Source organism: Rhodococcus sp. 4CII, assembly GCF_014256275.1.
GTDB classification, from domain to species: Bacteria; Actinomycetota; Actinomycetes; order Mycobacteriales; family Mycobacteriaceae; genus Rhodococcus_F; species Rhodococcus_F wratislaviensis_A.
The window spans coordinates 820,940-838,781 of the sequence record NZ_JACCFE010000002.1 but is presented as its reverse complement, the minus strand read 5'-3'; the positions used below and the strand labels follow the sequence as shown (position 1 = coordinate 838,781).

General features: G+C 67.2%; 13 protein-coding genes, 1 tRNA gene and 1 pseudogene. 7 read left to right on the top strand and 8 right to left on the bottom strand.

Going from position 1 to position 17,842, the window contains the following annotated elements:
* Nucleotides 1–39 precede the first annotated feature (39 nt).
* Together H0B43_RS04865 and nudC are read left to right on the top strand one after the other, a co-directional pair.
* Nucleotides 40–1,107 carry a TrkA family potassium uptake protein gene (locus H0B43_RS04865; protein WP_185729057.1) on the top strand — a complete coding sequence of 356 codons (1,068 nt, stop codon included), beginning with the start codon at nt 40–42 and terminating at the stop codon, nt 1,105–1,107.
* A 20-nt stretch (nt 1,108–1,127) separates the two neighbouring features.
* Complete coding sequence (gene nudC, locus H0B43_RS04860; RefSeq protein ID WP_185729058.1) at nt 1,128–2,039, top strand: NAD(+) diphosphatase; 912 nt, start codon at nt 1,128–1,130, stop codon at nt 2,037–2,039.
* Here the strand turns inward: nudC and H0B43_RS04855 are convergent.
* Entirely contained in the window at nt 2,036–2,290 is a 255-nt protein-coding gene (locus H0B43_RS04855; protein ID WP_037245224.1) for a mycoredoxin, read from the bottom strand. The two genes, nudC and H0B43_RS04855, sit on opposite strands and share 4 nt — an antisense overlap.
* A gap of 78 nt (nt 2,291–2,368) precedes the next feature.
* On the opposite strand from H0B43_RS04855, the gene H0B43_RS04850 reads away from it, so the two are divergent.
* Together H0B43_RS04850 and H0B43_RS04845 are read left to right on the top strand one after the other, a co-directional pair.
* On the top strand, nt 2,369–4,507 hold the full coding sequence (locus H0B43_RS04850) for an ATP-dependent DNA helicase UvrD2 (RefSeq protein ID WP_185730100.1): 2,139 nt from the start codon (nt 2,369–2,371) through the stop codon (nt 4,505–4,507).
* Between the two features lie 437 nt (nt 4,508–4,944).
* Nucleotides 4,945–5,286, top strand: coding sequence for a WhiB family transcriptional regulator (locus tag H0B43_RS04845; RefSeq protein ID WP_252189861.1), 342 nt, complete (start codon nt 4,945–4,947; stop codon nt 5,284–5,286).
* Between the two features lie 87 nt (nt 5,287–5,373).
* On the opposite strand, the gene H0B43_RS04840 is transcribed toward H0B43_RS04845, so the two are convergent.
* From H0B43_RS04840 to H0B43_RS04830, 3 genes are all read right to left on the bottom strand, one after another.
* Complete coding sequence (locus H0B43_RS04840) at nt 5,374–6,729, bottom strand: AarF/ABC1/UbiB kinase family protein (RefSeq protein ID WP_185729060.1); 1,356 nt, start codon at nt 6,727–6,729, stop codon at nt 5,374–5,376.
* Entirely contained in the window at nt 6,726–7,619 is an 894-nt protein-coding gene (locus H0B43_RS04835; RefSeq protein ID WP_185729061.1) for a hypothetical protein, read from the bottom strand. Before H0B43_RS04835 ends, H0B43_RS04840 begins: the two co-directional genes overlap by 4 nt.
* Before the next feature lie 120 nt (nt 7,620–7,739).
* Nucleotides 7,740–9,167 (bottom strand): zinc-dependent metalloprotease, encoded by a 1,428-nt coding sequence (locus tag H0B43_RS04830; RefSeq protein WP_185729062.1) that lies wholly within the window; start codon nt 9,165–9,167, stop codon nt 7,740–7,742.
* A gap of 113 nt (nt 9,168–9,280) precedes the next feature.
* Here H0B43_RS04830 and H0B43_RS04825 point away from each other — a divergent pair, with 113 nt between their 5' ends.
* Nucleotides 9,281–10,303, top strand: coding sequence for a PDZ domain-containing protein (locus tag H0B43_RS04825; protein WP_185729063.1), 1,023 nt, complete (start codon nt 9,281–9,283; stop codon nt 10,301–10,303).
* A gap of 21 nt (nt 10,304–10,324) precedes the next feature.
* Here H0B43_RS04825 and H0B43_RS04820 read toward each other — a convergent pair whose 3' ends face one another.
* Entirely contained in the window at nt 10,325–10,936 is a 612-nt protein-coding gene (locus H0B43_RS04820; RefSeq protein ID WP_185729064.1) for a PPA1309 family protein, read from the bottom strand.
* Between the two features lie 154 nt (nt 10,937–11,090).
* On the opposite strand from H0B43_RS04820, the gene H0B43_RS04815 reads away from it, so the two are divergent.
* Entirely contained in the window at nt 11,091–14,069 is a 2,979-nt protein-coding gene (locus H0B43_RS04815; protein ID WP_185729065.1) for a UPF0182 family protein, read from the top strand.
* A 78-nt stretch (nt 14,070–14,147) separates the two neighbouring features.
* On the opposite strand, the gene H0B43_RS04810 is transcribed toward H0B43_RS04815, so the two are convergent.
* Nucleotides 14,148–14,708 carry a transglycosylase family protein gene (locus tag H0B43_RS04810; protein WP_185729066.1) on the bottom strand — a complete coding sequence of 187 codons (561 nt, stop codon included), beginning with the start codon at nt 14,706–14,708 and terminating at the stop codon, nt 14,148–14,150.
* 481 nt (nt 14,709–15,189) lie between these two features.
* Nucleotides 15,190–15,519: pseudogene (locus H0B43_RS04805) on the bottom strand (transglycosylase family protein); the annotation flags it as partial.
* 442 nt (nt 15,520–15,961) lie between these two features.
* On the opposite strand from H0B43_RS04805, the gene H0B43_RS04800 reads away from it, so the two are divergent.
* A tRNA-Met gene (locus tag H0B43_RS04800) sits at nt 15,962–16,038 on the top strand.
* A 63-nt stretch (nt 16,039–16,101) separates the two neighbouring features.
* Here H0B43_RS04800 and H0B43_RS04795 read toward each other — a convergent pair.
* Complete coding sequence (locus H0B43_RS04795; protein ID WP_185729068.1) at nt 16,102–17,736, bottom strand: acyl-CoA synthetase; 1,635 nt, start codon at nt 17,734–17,736, stop codon at nt 16,102–16,104.
* Nucleotides 17,737–17,842 lie beyond the last annotated feature (106 nt).

Below are 17,842 nucleotides of genomic sequence, written 5' to 3'. Positions count from 1 at the left end.
AGCCGATGTCGGAGTTCGGTGCAACGTGGAGACAAACATATGGCCGGTAGGCTGCGTGAGAGATTGAGCAGGTCGGACACCCTCACCGACCGGCCGGATTTCGCATTGGTGGGTGTGCTGCGGATCCCGGAGCTGCAGACCAGTCCGGCGCGGGCGATCTACCGCCGGGTGGGTATCGCCCTGGCGGCGTTGGCGTTGGCGGTCCTCATCGTCTACATCGACCGCGAAGGCTATCGCGACGTGCAGGACAACGAATTGTCGTTGCTCGACTGCATCTACTACGCGACGGTGTCGTTGTCGACGACGGGGTATGGCGACATCACGCCGTTCACGCCAGGCGCGCGACTCGTGAACGTCCTCCTGATCACGCCCCTTCGAATCTTCTTCCTCATCGTCCTGGTCGGTACGACCCTCTCCGCGCTCACGGAGAGCTCCCGGCAGGCGTTCAAAATCCAGCGTTGGAGGCAGCACGTGCGCAATCACACCGTGGTGATCGGCTACGGAACGAAGGGACGCACCGCGATCGACGCGATGCTCGGAGACGATGTTCCGCCGTCGGAGATCGTGGTGGTGGACACCGACCATGCCGTGCTCGATTCGGCGGCCAGCAAGGGACTGGTGACGGTCCACGGGTCCGCCACCAAGTCGGACGTCCTGCGGTTGGCGGGCGCGCAGAACGCGTCGGCGATCATCGTCGCGGCCAACCGCGACGACACGGCGGTGCTGGTGACGCTGACGGCGCGCGAGATCGCCCCGAAGGCCAAGATCGTGGCGGCCATCCGGGAATCGGAGAACACGCATCTGCTCCGGCAGTCCGGCGCCGACTCGGTGGTCGTGTCCTCGGAGACGGCGGGCCGACTCCTCGGCATCGCGACGAAGACGCCCAGCGTCGTCGAGATGATGGAGGATCTGCTCACCCCGGAGGCCGGGTTCGCGATCGCCGAGCGCTCCGTGGAGCGAGACGAGATCGGCGGCTCCCCACGCCACCTCGCGGACATCGTGCTCGGTGTCGTGCGGGACGGCCGGTTGATCCGGGTCGGCTCACCGGAGGTCGATTCGATCGAGGAGAACGACCGACTGCTGTACATCCGTAGGGTCACTAACTGATCGGCAGTAGTGTCGACGACGTGACTGCATTCCGGTTGAACGAAACCCCGCTCCTGTCCCGTTCCGCTGTCGGGCGGGCCGAGGAATTGCGTTCGGACACGAACGCGTTGCGGGCAGGCTGGCCGGAGGCGCAGTTGCTGCGCGTCAACCACCGCGGACAGGTGCGGGTGGGGGACGACGGACTGGTCTTCGCCGAGGCCACCGAACTCGGCCCCGAGCCGCAACCGGGCGCGGTCTTCCTCGGGGTCCGCAAGGACCGGCACGTGTGGGCGGTCCGGGTGCAGGCGCTGACCGGCGAGCTGGCCGACCTCCGGATTCTGGGCGGGACCCTGGACGACGCCGACGCGGGGTTGCTCACCGGCGCGCTGGCGATGCTCAACTGGCACGACAGCGCCGGCTTCAGCGCCCTCGACGGCGCGCCGTCCGAGCCGACCATGTCGGGGTGGTCGCGGATTTCGACGAGTACCGGGCACGAGGAGTTTCCCCGCACCGATCCGGCGGTCATCTGTCTGGTCCACGACGGCGGGGATCGCGTCCTGCTGGCCCGGCAACCCACGTGGCCGCCGCGGCGATTCTCCATCCTGGCCGGATTCGTCGAGGCCGGTGAGTCACTCGAGACGTGCGTCGTCCGGGAGATCAAGGAAGAGGTGGGTGTCGACGTCCGCGACGTCCACTACCTGGGCAGTCAGCCCTGGCCGTTCCCTCGTTCGGTGATGATCGGATTCGCGGCCGTCGGCGATCCCGACGCCCCGTTGACGTTCCCGGACGGCGAGATCGCCGAGGCCCGGTGGTTCACCCGGGACGAGGTGCGCACAGCACTCGAACTCGGCGATTGGGCGTCGGACGGCGACGCGCCACTGCTGCTCCCGGGCTCGATCTCGATTGCGCGCGGCATCATCGAGTCCTGGGCGGGAGCAGCGTCGGCGTCCTAGACGCCGAGGAGCTTCTTGACCTGTGACAACGACGGGTTGGTTGCGGTGCTGCCGTCGGCGAACTTGACGGTGGGGACGACGTGGTTGCCGCCGTTGACGCTGCCGACGAATTCTGCCGACGCCGGATCGTCCTCGATATCGATCTCCACGTAGCCGATGCCGGACTCGTCCAGTTGCGTCTTCAGGCGGCGGCAGTAGCCGCACCAGGTGGTGGAGTAGATGGTCAGGGCGGGGGTGTCGGTTGCAGTCACGGCGCATATAACACCACGACCCCGGGTTGTGTTCCCACCGCGGTTCGTCCGCTTCGCGTCGTGTCGGTTGCCCCTGTCATGATGGACGCCATGTCAGCAGCCGGCGCAGCAGAGGTGACGAGTACCGGTCTCGATCCCGAACAGTCCGCAGCGGTACTCGCTCCGCGGGGCCCGGTCTGTGTGCTGGCGGGGGCGGGAACGGGGAAGACCCGGACCATCACCCGGCGTATCGCGCACCTGGTGGCCACTGGGCACGTCGCGGCGGGGCAGGTGCTGGCGGTCACGTTCACGGCCCGCGCGGCAGGCGAGATGCGGGGTCGACTGCGCAGCCTCGGCATCGGCGACGGCGGAGCGCAGGTGCAGGCGCGCACGTTCCACGCCGCCGCGCTGCGACAGTTGAGGTACTTCTGGCCGCAGGTGGTCGGCGACACCGACTGGCGGCTGCTCGACCGCAAGTTCGCGGTCGTGTCCTCCGCCGCGGGACGGGTCGGGCTGTCCACCAGCACGGAGAGCGTCCGCGACCTCGCGAGTGAGATCGAGTGGGCCAAGGCCTCCCTGATCGCTCCCGAGGACTATCCGCGCGCGGTGGCGAAGTTGCGCAGGGAGGCCCCGGTCGACGCCGCCAAGGTCGCCGAGGTGTACCACGGATACGAGCAGCTCAAGGCCCGCGGTCAGGACGGGATGCTCCTCGATTTCGACGACCTGCTGCTCCACACGGCGGCGGCGCTCGAGGAACACTCGGCGGTCGCCGAGGAGTTCCGCGACCGCTACCGCTGTTTCGTCGTGGACGAGTACCAGGACGTCACGCCGCTGCAACAGCGCGTCCTCGATGCGTGGCTCGGGGAGCGGGACGACCTCACCGTCGTCGGTGACGCCAACCAGACCATCTACTCGTTCACCGGCGCCACCCCCAACTATCTGCTCGATTTCTCGCGGCGGTTCCCCGAGGCGACGGTCGTGCGGCTCGAGCGCGACTACCGGTCGACCCCCGAGGTCGTGTCGATGGCGAACCGGGTCATCGGGGCGGCCCGCGGCAGGATCGCGGGCACCCGCCTCCAGCTGATCGGGCAACGCGACTCCGGGCCCGAACCGAGTTTCGTCGAGTTCGACGACGAACCGGCAGAGGCCGCCGGCGTGGCGCGCACGATCAAGCGGCTCATCGCGTCGGGTACCCCGGCGGCGGAGATCGCGGTCCTGTACCGGATCAACGCCCAGTCGGAGGTGCACGAGCAGGCGCTGACGAAGCTCGACATCCCGTACCAGGTGCGTGGCGGCGAGGGATTCTTCACGCGCACCGAGGTGCGCCAGGCCGTCGCGGCGCTGCGCCAGGCTGCGGGCCGCGACGATCTGCCGGACGCGGTCGGCGCCGACCTGGTCACTCTCGTCCGCGCGGTGCTCACGCCGCTGGGCCTGACCGACGCGGAACCGGCGGGTGCGCAGGCCCGGGAACGGTGGTCGTCGCTGTCGGCGCTGGTCGCCCTCACCGAGGAACAGTTGACGCAGGACCCGGAGTTGACGCTCGACGCCCTGCTGCGCGAGCTGAGTCTCCGCGCGGAGGCGCGGCACCCACCCGTCGTGCAGGGTGTGACGCTCGCATCCCTGCACGCCGCGAAGGGTCTCGAATGGGATGCCGTGTTCCTCGTCGGGCTCACCGACGGGACACTGCCCATCCAGCACGTGCTCGGCGACGCCAATTCGGCCCCCGACGAGGCCGCCGTCGAGGAGGAGCGCCGGCTGCTGTACGTCGGCGTGACCCGCGCCCGGGAGCACCTGCAGATGTCGTGGGCGCTGTCGCGGAACGAGGGCGGCCGCAAGTCGCGGCGCCGTTCGCGGTTCCTCCACGGACTCATCCCCGAAGACTCACCCGCCTCGCGGATCGCGGCGCCCGTCAAGAGCAACAAGAAGCGTCCCCGGTGCCGGCTGTGCGGAAAACAGCTGATCGGGACGACCGCGACCATGCTCGGTCGCTGCGAGGGGTGCCCGTCGAACGTCGACGTGGAACTGCTCGAATCGCTGCGGTCGTGGCGGCTCGAGAAGTCGCGGGAGCTGAAGGTCCCGGCGTACGTCGTGTTCAGCGACAACACGCTGACGGCCCTCGCCGAGCAGCGCCCGCAGGACGATCGGGGGCTCGTCGCGATCCCGGGGATCGGTGCGAAGAAGCTCGAGCAGTTCGGCGAGGACGTCCTCGGTGTGATCAAGGGAAGCGGCAGTAGCTGAAACACTTCCGCACCCATCACCGCAGGTCAAAAATAGGTTGTGCGGTTCCGGAGAATTGCCTACTGTGGTTTCAGTGCACGGGGAGACCCGTGTGGTTCACATCGGATCGAGAAGAAATGGAGGTGGCAGTGAAATGACGAAGTACCAAGCACATGAGACGGCAAGCGCTGCTGCCTCCCCGCTGTTCGGCATGAACGCGGCGGAAACGGCACCGGCGATCGTCTGGTCGGCAGCCCGTCGTCGTCCCGCAGCAGCAGTCGAGTCCGTGTATCGGAGTGGTCGAGGAATTCCTCGGTAGAACACACTCCCACCGTCTTTTTCAAGGCCACGGACCCGCATCGCGGACCGTGGCCTTCGTAGTTCGAGCACTCTTCCCGCTCGCAGCCTCGGCTCTGGTTCGCACCCACTCCATCGAACCGAAGAGAATGACCGTCGCAATGAGAGCAGAGGAGAAGGACGTGTCTACCGTGACATGCCGAGGGGTATCCGAAACCTCAACCGCCACAAGCGGATTTGTTCAGATAGTGTCCACGCGTGGTGACCTGCCCTGCCGGGTCGACGACCCCGACCTGTGGTTTGCGGACTCGCCCACCCAGCTGGAGCAGGCCAAGGCGCTGTGCGCGTCCTGCCCGATCCGCTCCCGCTGCCTCGACGCCGCCCTCGATCGGGCCGAGCCGTGGGGCGTGTGGGGCGGCGAGATCTTCGACCAGGGTGTGGTGATCGCCCGCAAGCGTTCCCGGGGACGTCCACGCAAGACACAGACCTTGGTCTGTGCGTAAGAACCGATACGGGGCGGAAGAGTTCGGGCGTTCGCCCGGCCACTCACACGAGCGGGCCGGGCGAACGCCCGTTCTGTGTATAAGGGCTCAGATCGTGTCTTCGTCCTCGGGCGCGGGCTCCGCGAACCCCGGAAGCCACCGCGTCAGGATCTCCATGTACGGCGCATACGCATCCAGTTGAGCGCAGATCCCGACCGAGCCGACGAGAACCCGGAAGATCATCAGATACTCGGCGGGCAGATTCAGTGCGCGGGCCGTACGGAACTGGGAACTGTTGAAGTCGGTGGCGGAACCCACGGCCTTCTGGAGCCAGGCGCGGGTGAAGTGGAACGACTCGGTGCGGATCGGGTCGGTGACCGGGCGCAGGTAGTCCGCAATCTCCTTGTCGGTGACCGTTCTCCCGGGAAGGACGAATCCGTTGGCGTGCAGCAACTCCGTCAGTTCGTCGAACTGCTCGTGGACGGACAGGCGGACCATGGCCCCCAGCACGGGTGGGAGTCCGTGCGGAAACGGAGCCGCCGCACCGAAATCGATGACACCGAGACGGCCGTCGCTGTGCAGCATGAAGTTTCCCGGATGTGGGTCGCAGTGCAGCAGACCGACGCGGGTGGGGGAGGCGAAGTGGAACTCCGCGAGCAGTGCCCCCGCGGTGTTGCGTTCCTCGGGTGTGCCGTTCGCGATGATCGCAGACAGGGGCTTCGCCGACATCCATTCGGTCACTACCACTTTGGGAGCGCTGGCCACCACGTGCGGAATCGCGAACTGCGGATCGCCGTCGTACACCTTGGCGAAGCGGCGTTGATTGTTCGCCTCGATCCGGTAGTCGAGTTCTTCCTCGGTGCGGGCCGTGAATTCGTCGATCACGGGGCGCACGTCGACGCCGGGCATGACCGACGCGAACAGTCCCGCGAACCGACCGAGCGTCTTCAAGTCGGCGCGCAGCGCTTCGTCGGCGCCGGGGTACTGCACCTTGACCGCTACGTCGCGACCGTCGGCCCACACCGCGCGGTGCACCTGGCCGATGCTGGCCGATGCGGTGGGGGTGTCGTCGAACGACTCGAACCGGTCACGCCACCGGGTGCCCAACTGCTGGTCGAGCATCTTGTGCACGGCCCGTGCGGGCAGTGGAGGCGCCTGCGCCTGCAGCTTGTTCAGCGATTCACGGTAGGGCTCCGCGAACTCCTCGGGGATCGCGGCCTCCATGACGCTGAGCGCTTGCCCCAGTTTCATGGCCCCGCCCTTGAGTTCGCCGAGGACCGCGAACAATTGCTCGGCAGCCTTCGCGCTGAGCTGGGCGTCGATTTGGTCCCTGTCACCACCGGTCAGCTTCCGGCCGAAGCCCATCGCAGCGCGTCCCGCGATCCCCAAGGGAATGCTCGCGAGTTTGGCGGTGCGGGCAGAACTCCTGCGGGGGATGTCGGACACCCCACCATCATGCATCATGACGGTCGATGGTTCGATTCACCCACGGCGGGTGCCAGATACGTGCAGCTGCAACTCGCCTGCCGCGGCCAGCGCCGGGTCACCAGCCGATGCGCGCCGAGGTCGATCTCGAGGGTCGCGTCGAGGCTGCTCGGCGGCCCCCCGCGCGGAGCGGCGAGAACCGCTTCGAGCTGGCCGAGGGCGACCGCGGCGGTGGCCATGATCACGGCGGGGCTCGCGTGCCCGACGGTCCCGAGGAGCTGTGCGGACAGGTGCGGCCAGTCCTCGTCGTACGCGGCGCGGAGGAGGTCGGCGCACCGGAGGCAACTGGTGTGGCCGGGGAGCACCAGGGGACCGACGACGCCGCGTCCGTCCCGCAGCCGGACCTGGAGATGGGGAATCCCGTTCTGGACGAGGTCGGCGGCGAGTCGGGGTTCGGCGACCAGATCGTCCGCCAGCACGACGCACAGGGCGTTCCACCGCCGGACGTCGCCGTCGGCGGAGTAGCGGTGTGACCGGGACACCCGGATGCCGGCGTCGGAGAGCCCGGCCGACAGCGCGTCGGAGAGCGGGCCGCGCCCGTGCACGCGGATCGCGATCGTGTCCGCGACGGGCGACGCGGCGCCGACCTCGATCAGGCCGGCCCGGTCGAGATCACCGAGGAGTTTCGACACGTCCGTCGGTGCCAGGCCGTACCCGACAGCCGTCCACAGGATGTGTGGCCGGGAATGCTTGCCGTCGAGGAGCCGCACGACGGCCAGGAGCTGCTCGGTCCGGACCCCGGGCGGCGGGGCGAGAACGAGCGCGCGTTCGGGGTCCCAGCCGAATTGGACCCGTCCGTCGGGGCGGACGAGTACCGGAATGCGAGGGTCGAGGGTGACGCCGACGTGAGGTGGGTGCTGGATGGTCACATCCAGAGGATTGCAGGCCCCAATCGCGTGGCAGCCCTTCGAAGGCGAGTTGTCCACAGGCCGAAACGTGCCTCGACCTGTGGATTTCCCGCTACCGCGACATTGGTGGATTTCAGGCCGTCAGGACTCCGGCTCGTCGTCCTTGCCGGACTTGCCGCGTTCGGCCTCCTCGGCCCGCTCACGGGCTTCGGTCGCCTCCAGCTGGGCCATCGGATTGTCGAAGTTCCCGCCGTCGCCGCCGCCGAGCACCCGGTCGACGAACGCGTCCGGGCTGTCCAGGTCGGACGAGTCCGGCAGCAGGTCGGGGTGGGCCCACACGCCGTCACGGGCGTCGACGGTGGACTCGGAGGTGAGGCGATTCCACAGCTGCGCGGCCTCGCGCACCTTGCGGGGGCGCAATTCGAGTCCGACCAGGGTTGCGAACGTCTGCTCGGCGGGTCCACCGGTCGCGCGCCTGCGGCGGAGCGTCTCGCTGAGGGCGGCCACACCGGGAAGGCGGTCGTTCAGTGCTGAACCGACGACGACCTCGACCCAGCCCTCGATGAGAGCGAGGAGCGTCTCGAGGCGTTCGAGCGCCTGCTTCTGCTCGGGTGTGGTCTGCGGCTCGAACGCCCCCTGCTGCAGAATGTTCTCGAGCTGCGACGGATCGCTCAGCGCCGACGGATCGAGATTCTTCGCCATGTCTTCGATCGCGGAGAAATCCATCGTGATGCCGCGGGCGTACTCCTCGACGGTGGCGAGGAGACGCTGACGGAGCCACGGGACGTGGCTGTAGAGGCGCTGGTACGCGGCCTCGCGCGCGGCGAGGAACACGAGGATCTCGCGGTCCGGCTGCTCCAGTCCCTTGCTGAACCGCTCGACCGCCGCGGGAAGCAGTGCGCCCGTGCCTGCCGGACCGAGGGGCAGACCGATGTCCGTGGAGGTGAGCACTTCCTTCGACAGCTGGCCGAGTGCCTGGCCGAGCTGGGAGCCGAACGCGAGGCCGCCCATCTGGCTCATCATGCCGAGCATGGGCCCGGCCATCTGCTGCGCCTCCTCGGGCAGGCCCTGCACCCACATGCCGGCCACCTTCTCCGCGACGGGGTCGCAGAGCCGCTTCCACGTGTCGAGCGTGTTGTCGAGCCAGTCGTTGGGTGTCCATGCGACGGTCTTCGATGCGCCCGCGGGCAACGTCGTCGCGGCGTCGAGCCACAGTTCGGCCAGCCGCGAGGCATCGGCGATCGCCTCGGAACTTCCCTGGGTGATGGGAGCGACGGACCCCATCTGCTGGCGGGCCAGCTTCTTCGCGATCTCGTAATTGACGGGCCCGGTCTGTTCGCCCGACCCCATCGAACTGCCCATCCCGCTCAGCATCTGACCGAACTGGGTCAGCATCTGACCGAGCGCGGCCGGGTCGAACCCCCCGGCGGGGAAACCACCCGCCCCGAAACCGAAGTCGCCGGAACCACCCGCGTTCTTGTCGCGGTCGGGTCCGTTCTGATCCCCCGTGTTCTTGTCACGATCGGGATCGTCGTCGGAGTTGGAGAAGCCGAACGGCAGATTGCTCATGACTCAACGGTACAAGGCGCATGGTCGCGTAGGTGCCCACCACGTCACGCTGACCGCGAACACGCGGACGGCCGACGGCGGGGCCGGCCGGTTCGCGCTCTACGCTGGTCCAGGTGAATCGACGGATCGTGACGCTTCTGGCCGCGCTGGCCCCGATCGTGGTACTCGGAATTCTCGGCACGGTGATCAAGGTGCCGTTCGTGGCTCTCGGGCCGGGCCCCACGTTCAACACCCTCGGCGAAGTGGGCGGTGAGCAGGTCGTCGCGATCCAGGGGACAGAGGTGGACGAGACCACCGGGCACCTCAACATGACGACGGTCGCCGTGCGCGACGACCTCAACGTGTTCGAAGCGTTCGGATTGTGGGCCAGCGGACGCCAGGGCATCGTCCCCCGCGAGGAGGTGTACCCGCCGGACAAGTCGAAGGACGAGGTCAAGCAGGAGAACGACGCCGACTTCCAGCAGTCCGAGGACAGCGCCGAACTCGCCGCACTCCACTTCCTCGGCAAGCCCGTCGACCTACGGGTCGCCAAGGTCGCGGAGGACGGCCCGTCCGCGGGAATCCTGCGTGAGGGCGACGGGTTGGTGAGCGTCGACGGAACGGCGGTGTCGACGGTCGGCGACGTGCAGGAGGCGGTGGCCGAGGTGGCGCCGAACACGGAGGTGCCGATCCTGGTCCGCCGGGACGGCGCGGAGACGACGGTCCGGGTGACCGTCGGGGCGCGTCCGGGCGACGAGTCGAAGGGCTATCTGGGAATCACGCCCGAGGAGGTCCCCGACGTTCCGTTCACCGTCGATTTCAACCTGGCCGACGTGGGCGGACCGTCGGCGGGGCTGATGTTCACGCTCGCCGTCATCGACAAGCTGAGCCCGGGCGAACTCAACGGCGGCAAATTCGTCGCCGGCACCGGCACGATCGATTCCGACGGCGACGTCGGCCCCATCGGTGGCATCAAGTACAAGTTGATCGCCGCGGACGAGGCCGGCGCCGAAACGTTCCTCGTGCCGGCGAAGAACTGCGACGAGGCCCGCCAGGGCGCACCCGACGGGCTTCGGCTGGTGAAGGTCGAGACGCTCGCCGGAGCCGTCGACGCGCTGGAGACCATCGACGCCGGTGGCGACGCGCCCGGCTGCTGAGCGCCCGGACTTCCTTCCTGTCTAGTCTTCTTCGGTCGCGTCGAGGGTGGCGTACAACGCGCTCACGAGATTCGGCGCGAGATCCTCGGAGGTGAGCAGTTCGATCCCGGCGTACGGGTCGGCGTCCTCGTCGGGGCGCAACTGCATCAGGCACAGCGACGGCCCGTCGCGCAGCACCGCGGCGATCAACCGGGCAGACCGGCGGTCGGGATGCGACTCGGCCGTGGCCCGAGCCGCCTCGTCGGCGGCGTCGCGGTCGGACAGCAGAGGGACGAGTGCGTCGTCGAGGTCGGACTCCGCCCCGGGCGGCAGGACGACGATCTCCTGAACGAGAGCGCACCCCACCACGGACTCGGGCCAACTGGTGGTGGCGAGGAACTCGTCGAGCGCGCGTGACCCACCGTCGATGTCGTCGGGGAACGGATCCTGTTCCACCGGGGTCAATTCCGCACCGTCGGCGAGTTGGTCGAGTAGGCTCGGTTCGGCGGCCGCGAGGAGTTCGGTCGGGACGAGCGCGAACATCTGGGGCGGCTGATCCCACCCTCCGGCATCGACGAATTCGATTACCTCGCGCACACAGCGGGCGAGGGCGTCGGGCTCCCGGTTCACATACTCTTCACTCACGAGACCCATCCTCCCACCCCCGGCACAGGACCGACGGCCGCATCTCCCGGTTGTTACGTAGAGTGGGACGAAACGGTCACGCCCTTGCTGTTCGGGTGTGGACGGCCGAGCAGTGCAGTTGATCGCGGCGCGACAGCGTCGCCGAGTTCTTGGAGTGTGGCACGTGGGCATGCGGCCCCCCGCAGGTTTACCGTCGTTGTCCAAACGCAGTCGTGTGCTGCTGGTGCTGGCGCTTGTCGTCGCGGCCCTGCTGCTGGTGGGTCCGCGGCTGATCAGTACATACACGGACTGGTTGTGGTTCGGGGAGGTCGGATTCCGTGGGGTGTTCACCACGGTCCTCGTCACCCGTCTGCTGCTCTTCCTCGTGGTCGGGGTGGTGGTCGGCGGAATCGTCTGGCTGGCATTGCTGCTCGCGTATCGGTCGCGGCCGGTCTTCGTTCCGGTGTCGGGCCCCAACGATCCGGTCGCGCGCTACCGCACCACGGTGATGACGCGGCTGCGACTGTTCGGCTTGGCCATTCCGATCGTGGTGGGACTGCTCGCCGGTCTGATCGCGCAGTCCAGCTGGGTGACGGTGCAGCTGTTCATCAACGGGGGCGCATTCGGGGTCGCCGATCCGGAATTCGGCCTCGATGTCGGCTTCTACACATTCGATCTGCCGTTCTACCGGTTCGTCCTCAACTGGTTGTTCGTCGCGGTGCTGCTGGCGTTCTTCGCGAGCCTGGTCACGCATTACATCTTCGGTGGGTTGAAGCTGGCGGGCCGCGGCGGCGCGCTCACCAATGCGGCGCGAGTCCAGTTGGCCGTGCTCGCGGGAACGTTCATCCTTCTCAAGGCCGTGGCGTACTGGTTCGATCGCTATTCGCTGTTGTCGAGCAGCCGCAAGGAACCCACGTTCACCGGCGGTAGCTACACGGACATGAATGCGGTGCTGCAGGCCAAGCTGATCCTGCTGGCGATCGCGGTCATCTGCGCGGGTGCGTTCTTCGCGGCGATCTTCCTTCGTGATCTGCGGATTCCCGCAATGGCGACAGCGCTTCTCGTGCTGTCCTCGATCCTGGTCGGCGCGGTGTGGCCGCTCGTGGTCGAGCAATTCTCGGTACGTCCGAACGCCGCCGACAAGGAGAGCGCGTACATCGAGCGGAACATCGCCGCCACCCGGCAGGCGTACGGCATCACGGACGACAAGGTCGAGTACCAGGACTACCAGGGGTACGGAACGAAGCCGCCGCGCGAGGTGCCGGCCGACGTCACGACCATCGCGAACACCCGCCTGCTGGATCCGAACATCCTGTCGCGGACGTTCACCCAGCAGCAGCAGCTGAAGAACTTCTACGGTTTCCCGCCCACGCTCGACATCGACCGGTACGACATCGACGGGGAGATGCGCGATTACATCGTCGCGGCCCGCGAGTTGTCGTCGAAGAGCCTGACCGGTAACCAGACGGACTGGATCAACAAGCACACCGTCTACACGCACGGCAACGGACTGGTCGCAGCACCCGCGAACCGGGTCAACGCCGCTGCCGGCGAGTCGGCGGAGGAGGCCGCGAACAGCAACAGCGGTTACCCCGTATATATGGTCAGTGACATCGCCTCGCAGCAGGCGGGGAACCAGGTCATTCCGGTCGAGCAGCCACGCATCTACTACGGCGAGGTCATCGCCGACACCGATGCCGACTACGCGATCGTCGGCGGTTCCCAGGGTTCGGACCCGCGGGAGTACGACACCGACACCTCCCGCTACACCTACACCGGTTCGGGCGGCGTGCCGATCGGCAACTGGTTCAACCGGCTGGCCTTCGCCGCCAAGTACACCGAGCGCAACATCCTGTTCTCGGGTGCGATCGGCTCGGATTCCAAGATCATCTACAACCGCGATCCGCGGGACCGGGTCACCCACGTCGCCCCGTGGCTGACAGCGGACGGTGACTCGTACCCGGCCGTCGTCGACGGCAAGGTCGTGTGGATCGTCGACGCCTACACCACACTGCAGGACTACCCGTACGCCCAGCGCAGTTCGCTCGACGGACTCGTCGAGGACAGCATCGACCAGAACACCGGCCGGTTGCTGCCCCGTAAGGAGGTGTCCTACATCCGCAACTCGGTGAAGGCCACCGTCGACGCGTACGACGGCACCGTGAAGCTGTACCAGGTGGACCAGAACGACCCCGTCCTCGACGCGTGGATGGGTGTGTTCCCGGGTGCGGTGCAACCGGCGGATTCGATTCCCGACGAACTGCGCGCACACTTCCGCTATCCGGAGGACCTGTTCAAGGTGCAACGGGAGATGCTCGCCAAATATCACGTCGACGATCCGAAGGAGTTCTTCACCAACAACGCGTTCTGGTCGGTGCCGAGCGATCCCACGATCGACACGAGCGCGAACCAGCCGCCGTACTACGTTCTGGTCGGTGATCCCGAGACCGGGAAACCATCCTTCAATCTGACCAGCGCGATGGTGGGTTACAGCCGCGAGTTCCTGTCCGCATATCTATCGGTGAAATCGGATCCGGAGAACTACGGCAAGTTCACCGTGCTCCAGTTGCCGACGGACACGCAGACTCAGGGGCCGCAGCAGACACAGAACTCGATGATCTCCGATCCACGCGTGGCATCGGAGAGAACTCTGCTCGAGAGATCGAACAAGATCCAGTACGGCAACCTGCTGACGTTGCCGATCGCGGACGGCGGCATCCTGTACGTCGAACCGATGTACACGGAGCGAAGTTCGACGGGCCCGAACACGTCGACGTTCCCGCAGCTGTCGCGGGTGCTCGTGAGCTACCGTGAGCCGCCGCCGAGTAACAGTGTGCGAGTCGGGTACGCCCCGACGCTGGCGCAAGCGCTCGACCAGGTGTTCGGTGCCGGGACGGGGTCGGTGGCGACGGCTCCGAGCGCGGAGGCAGGGACACCTCCGGAGACGAGCACGACGCCGCCCACCGACCAGGGTGCGGCACCCGCGCCGACGGCCCCGGCGACACCGCCGTCCGGCACGGACGTCTCGGCTGCGGTCGCCGAACTGGATGCGTCGCTCACCGCATTGTCTGCGGCGCAACGCAGTGGTGACTTCGCGGCGTACGGCGCGGCCCTCGCCCGAGTCCAGAAGGCGGTCGCCGCATACGAGGCGCTCCCCAAGTAGGGGAGGCTCACCCGCAGAGCGAACGAGGCCCTGTCATCCGTTTCGGATGACAGGGCCTCGTCGTATCTGACGCGGAGATCAGCGCAGTGCGCCGACCAACTGCGGGTTGGTGTCCACCAGCTGCTGGAACTGCTGTCCGACGCCGTTCTGCTCGGCAAGCTGACGAGCGGCGTCGAGTGCCTGCTGCGCGCCGGGCTGGGCGGGGGCGGGAACCTGGACCTGGGCCGGAGCCGAGGGGGCCGGAGCCGGGGCCGGGGCGGGCTCCGGTGCGGGCGCGGGAGCCTCGGTGACGCCGCTGCCGCCGGTGGTCAGGTACTGACCGCACACCGGCCAGGCACCCTGGCCCTGGGTTGCGAGCACGTTCTCGGCGACGCGGACCTGCTCGGCCTTGCTGGCGCTCGACGCCGATCCGCTGCCGCCGTTGGCCTCCCAGGTGCTCTGCGAGAACTGCAGGCCGCCGTAGTAGCCGTTTCCGGTGTTGATTCCCCAGTTGCCGCCGCTCTCGCACTGTGCGACGCCGTCCCAGTTGTGGGAGGCGGCGGAGGCGGTGCCGGTGCTCAGGCCGAGCGGGACGGCGACGACGGCGCCGGTGACGGCGATCCAGCCGAGGGCACGCTTGCTGATGCTGTGATTGGTCATGCGAGGTCAATCCTCTCCGCGCTTGCTGACGTGGCCGGCCTGCGGGGGACGACGTTCGCGTCGTCGATCCGGGCTGCGATTCTGTGCCGCGTCCCTGCCCCTCGAAGGTTTCGGGGATTCCGAACCCGCGGGGCAGAGCTAGCAGCGGCGGGCCGGCTTTCGCCCGGTTGTTTCGGGCCGAGAGCGACCGTACGGGAGCTTCGCCCGCAGTTCACCTGGCGAAATTCGTGGACAGCTGTCCGATGTCGTGTCCGAATTTCGATTGTTTCCGCAGGTCACGCCGTCTCGATATCGTTTCGGAGTCCATTCGTTACCCCGTCGTTATGTGGTGTAGATCACTATGAATTTGTGTAGCGGCTCACGCAAAAGGTGCCGGGAATACGGCTCGCGATGGCGTAAGCACGGCCGTGCAGTGTCAAAGTGCCCTGCGCGCAGACGTGCTGCGCGCAGGGCACTTCGAGCAAGAGTGTGGTGCGGATCAGAGGTACTGTCCGCAGACCGGCCAGGCGCCGGGTCCCTGGGTCGCCAAGACGTTCTCCGCCACGCGGATCTGCTCCTCGCGCGAGGCGTTGGACGGCGAGCCGGATCCGCCGTTCGCTGCCCAGGTGCTGTCGGTGAACTGCAGACCGCCCGAGAATCCGTTGCCGGTGTCGGCGCCCCAGTTGCCGCTGCTCTCACACGCTGCGACGGCGTCCCAGTCGCCGGATGCGGCCGATGCGGTGCCGGTGCTCAGGCCGAGCGGCACTCCGATGACTGCTCCGGTGAGTGCGACTGCGCCCATGGTCCGCTTGACGATGCTGAAGTTGGTCATGTGGTTGGTTCCTCTCCGCGCCTGCTGACGAGGTGATCCGGTGGATAGCGGCTGGTGTGCCGACCCGGGGGGTCGTTCTGTCCTCGTCCCTGCCCCTCGAGGTGTCGGGATTCCGAATCCCGCGGGGGCAGGTCGAGCTGCGGCGGGTCGGCGTTGCCCGGTGGTTTCGGGCTGGCAACGAACGTACGCGGCGATCACGGAATGGTCACGGGTCGATTTCTGTGACGTCCGTCCAAATATTGGGATGAACGGACCGCGTTTCCGCAGGTCGACCGTCAAAATTCAGGTTTCGGCAATGTTACAGATTTAGCCCGAAGTGTGACGAGCGTCATAACTTTTAGGTAACGGAGGCGGGCTCGAGGGGTGCTGAAACGTTGCTGAACGGACGCTTTCCGGGCGATTTGCAATCCGTTCGTTCGCTCGTGTAACTTTGTTCATGCAACGCGGGGTGGAGCAGCTCGGTAGCTCGCTGGGCTCATAACCCAGAGGTCGCAGGTTCAAATCCTGTCCCCGCTACCACGAAAGAACCGGTGTCCTGGAATCCAGGGCACCGGTTCTTTTTTTGTCTATCGTCGGTAGCGGTCAGCTCTCCGTGACGTCCATCTCGATCAGCACCCGACGAAGCAACTTGCCGGTGGCGTTGCGGGGGAGTTCCTCGATGAAGATGATCTCGCGGGGCACCTTGTAGCGCGCAAGGTTTGCCTTGACGTGAGCCTTCATCTCCTCGGCATCCTTGGTGGCTCCCGGACCGGGCACGACGAAAGCTCTGAGGCGATGGCCGAATTCGGCGTCCTCGACACCGATGACGGCAGCCTCGATGACGTCGTCACGGTCGGCGAGCAGGTTCTCGACCTCGAGTGGATAGACGTTCTCGCCACCGGAGACGATCATGTCGTCGTCTCGGCCGTCGACGAACAGCAGGCCGTTGCGGTCGAAATGTCCGACGTCGCCGGTGGACAGGAGGCCGTTGATGCGCTCTTTGTCGCGGCCGTCGGTGTACCCGGAGAAACTGAGACCGCTCGACACGAAGATGCGTCCGACCGTCTCGGGTTCGGTGATCCGTCGACCCGACTCGTCGTAGAGCTCCACGTGGCAGGTGACGGGAGCCCGCCCAGCGGTGCCCGGTGCCAGCGCGAGGTCGGCGGGTGTCGCGACCGTGGCGACGGCCACCTCCGTGGAGCCGTAGAGGTTGTGGAGCACCTCGCCGAATGCGGCGGTGGTGCGTTTGCAGAGGTCGGGGGAGAGCGCCGACCCGGCGGCGAAGATGATCTTCAGGCTCGACGTGTCGTACGCGGCCAGGGTCTCCGGTCCGAGGTCGATGATGCGTTGCAGCATCGTGGGGACGACGACCAGTGTGTCGCAGCGATGTTTCTCGACGAGGCGAATTGTGTTCTCCGGATCGAACTTACGATGCATCACCACCGTCTGGCCCAGCGCCAGAGCGAGTGCGAACTGCGACACCCCCGTCCCGTGGAACGCTGGGGCCGCCATCATCATCGTCTGTCCGCGCCGGAGCGGCACGCGGTCGAGGAACTGTGCCGACGCGAGCGGCGACGTGTGTCCGCGGGGAGCGCCTTTCGGTGTGCCCGTGGTGCCACTGGTGAGGAGGACGAACCCGCCCAGGGTGGACGGAGCGGGCAGCGAACTGCGGTCTCGGCCCTGCATCACGTCGTCGAGCGAGCGGACCTGCGACGTCGAATCGTCCTCGGCCCATGAACGATAGACGATCACCTCGTCCGGGAGAGCCTCGGCGACGGCGTGGAATTCGTCGTCGTACACGAAGGCCTGCACTCGCTCGCGCGCCGCGACGTCGACGAGTTGGGGCCGGGCGAACCCGGTGTTCATGAGCACCAGCTTGGTGCCGTTCTTGGCGGCGGCGAGCATTGTGAGCACCAGACCGCGATGATTGCGGCACATACATCCCATAACGGAGCCGGGAGCGATGCCGTCGGACTGCCACGCCCGCACCAGGGCGTTGGACTGTTCCTCGATGTCGGCGTAGGTGAGTGAACCGCGCTCGTCGATCAGGGCCACCGCATCGAGGCCCGCCTCGGCGTTCGCGTGGACGGGACCCGCGAACGGACCGTACTTCCGCACGGCCAGAATGGATCGGATTCCCTGGTCCACACGGGGAAAGGGGACGAGGCCTGCGCGGTTCATCACCCGCACAGCTCCCACGGTGTCCGTGATCTTGGTGAGGATGTGCTGAGCTGGCATGGAGAACCCTTCCGGCTGCAGTGACGGATGTCCCGTTCAGCGTAGAGGAAGGGAAGGGCTCGGCCGTCCCCGTTTCGCTCATAGTCTCCCGGACCGCTCTCGCGAC

What these genes read in the sequence shown, in the direction of transcription:
- H0B43_RS04865 (WP_185729057.1), top strand. Translation starts at nt 40, where the DNA reads ATGGCCGGTAGGCTGCGTGAGAGATTGAGCAGGTCGGACACCCTCACC.
- H0B43_RS04850 (WP_185730100.1), top strand. Translation starts at nt 2,369, where the DNA reads ATGATGGACGCCATGTCAGCAGCCGGCGCAGCAGAGGTGACGAGTACC.
- H0B43_RS04845 (WP_252189861.1), top strand. Translation starts at nt 4,945, where the DNA reads ATGAGAGCAGAGGAGAAGGACGTGTCTACCGTGACATGCCGAGGGGTA.
- H0B43_RS04840 (WP_185729060.1), bottom strand. Translation starts at nt 6,729, where the DNA reads ATGATGCATGATGGTGGGGTGTCCGACATCCCCCGCAGGAGTTCTGCC.
- H0B43_RS04830 (WP_185729062.1), bottom strand. Translation starts at nt 9,167, where the DNA reads ATGAGCAATCTGCCGTTCGGCTTCTCCAACTCCGACGACGATCCCGAT.
- H0B43_RS04820 (WP_185729064.1), bottom strand. Translation starts at nt 10,936, where the DNA reads ATGGGTCTCGTGAGTGAAGAGTATGTGAACCGGGAGCCCGACGCCCTC.
- H0B43_RS04810 (WP_185729066.1), bottom strand. Translation starts at nt 14,708, where the DNA reads ATGACCAATCACAGCATCAGCAAGCGTGCCCTCGGCTGGATCGCCGTC.
- H0B43_RS04795 (WP_185729068.1), bottom strand. Translation starts at nt 17,736, where the DNA reads ATGCCAGCTCAGCACATCCTCACCAAGATCACGGACACCGTGGGAGCT.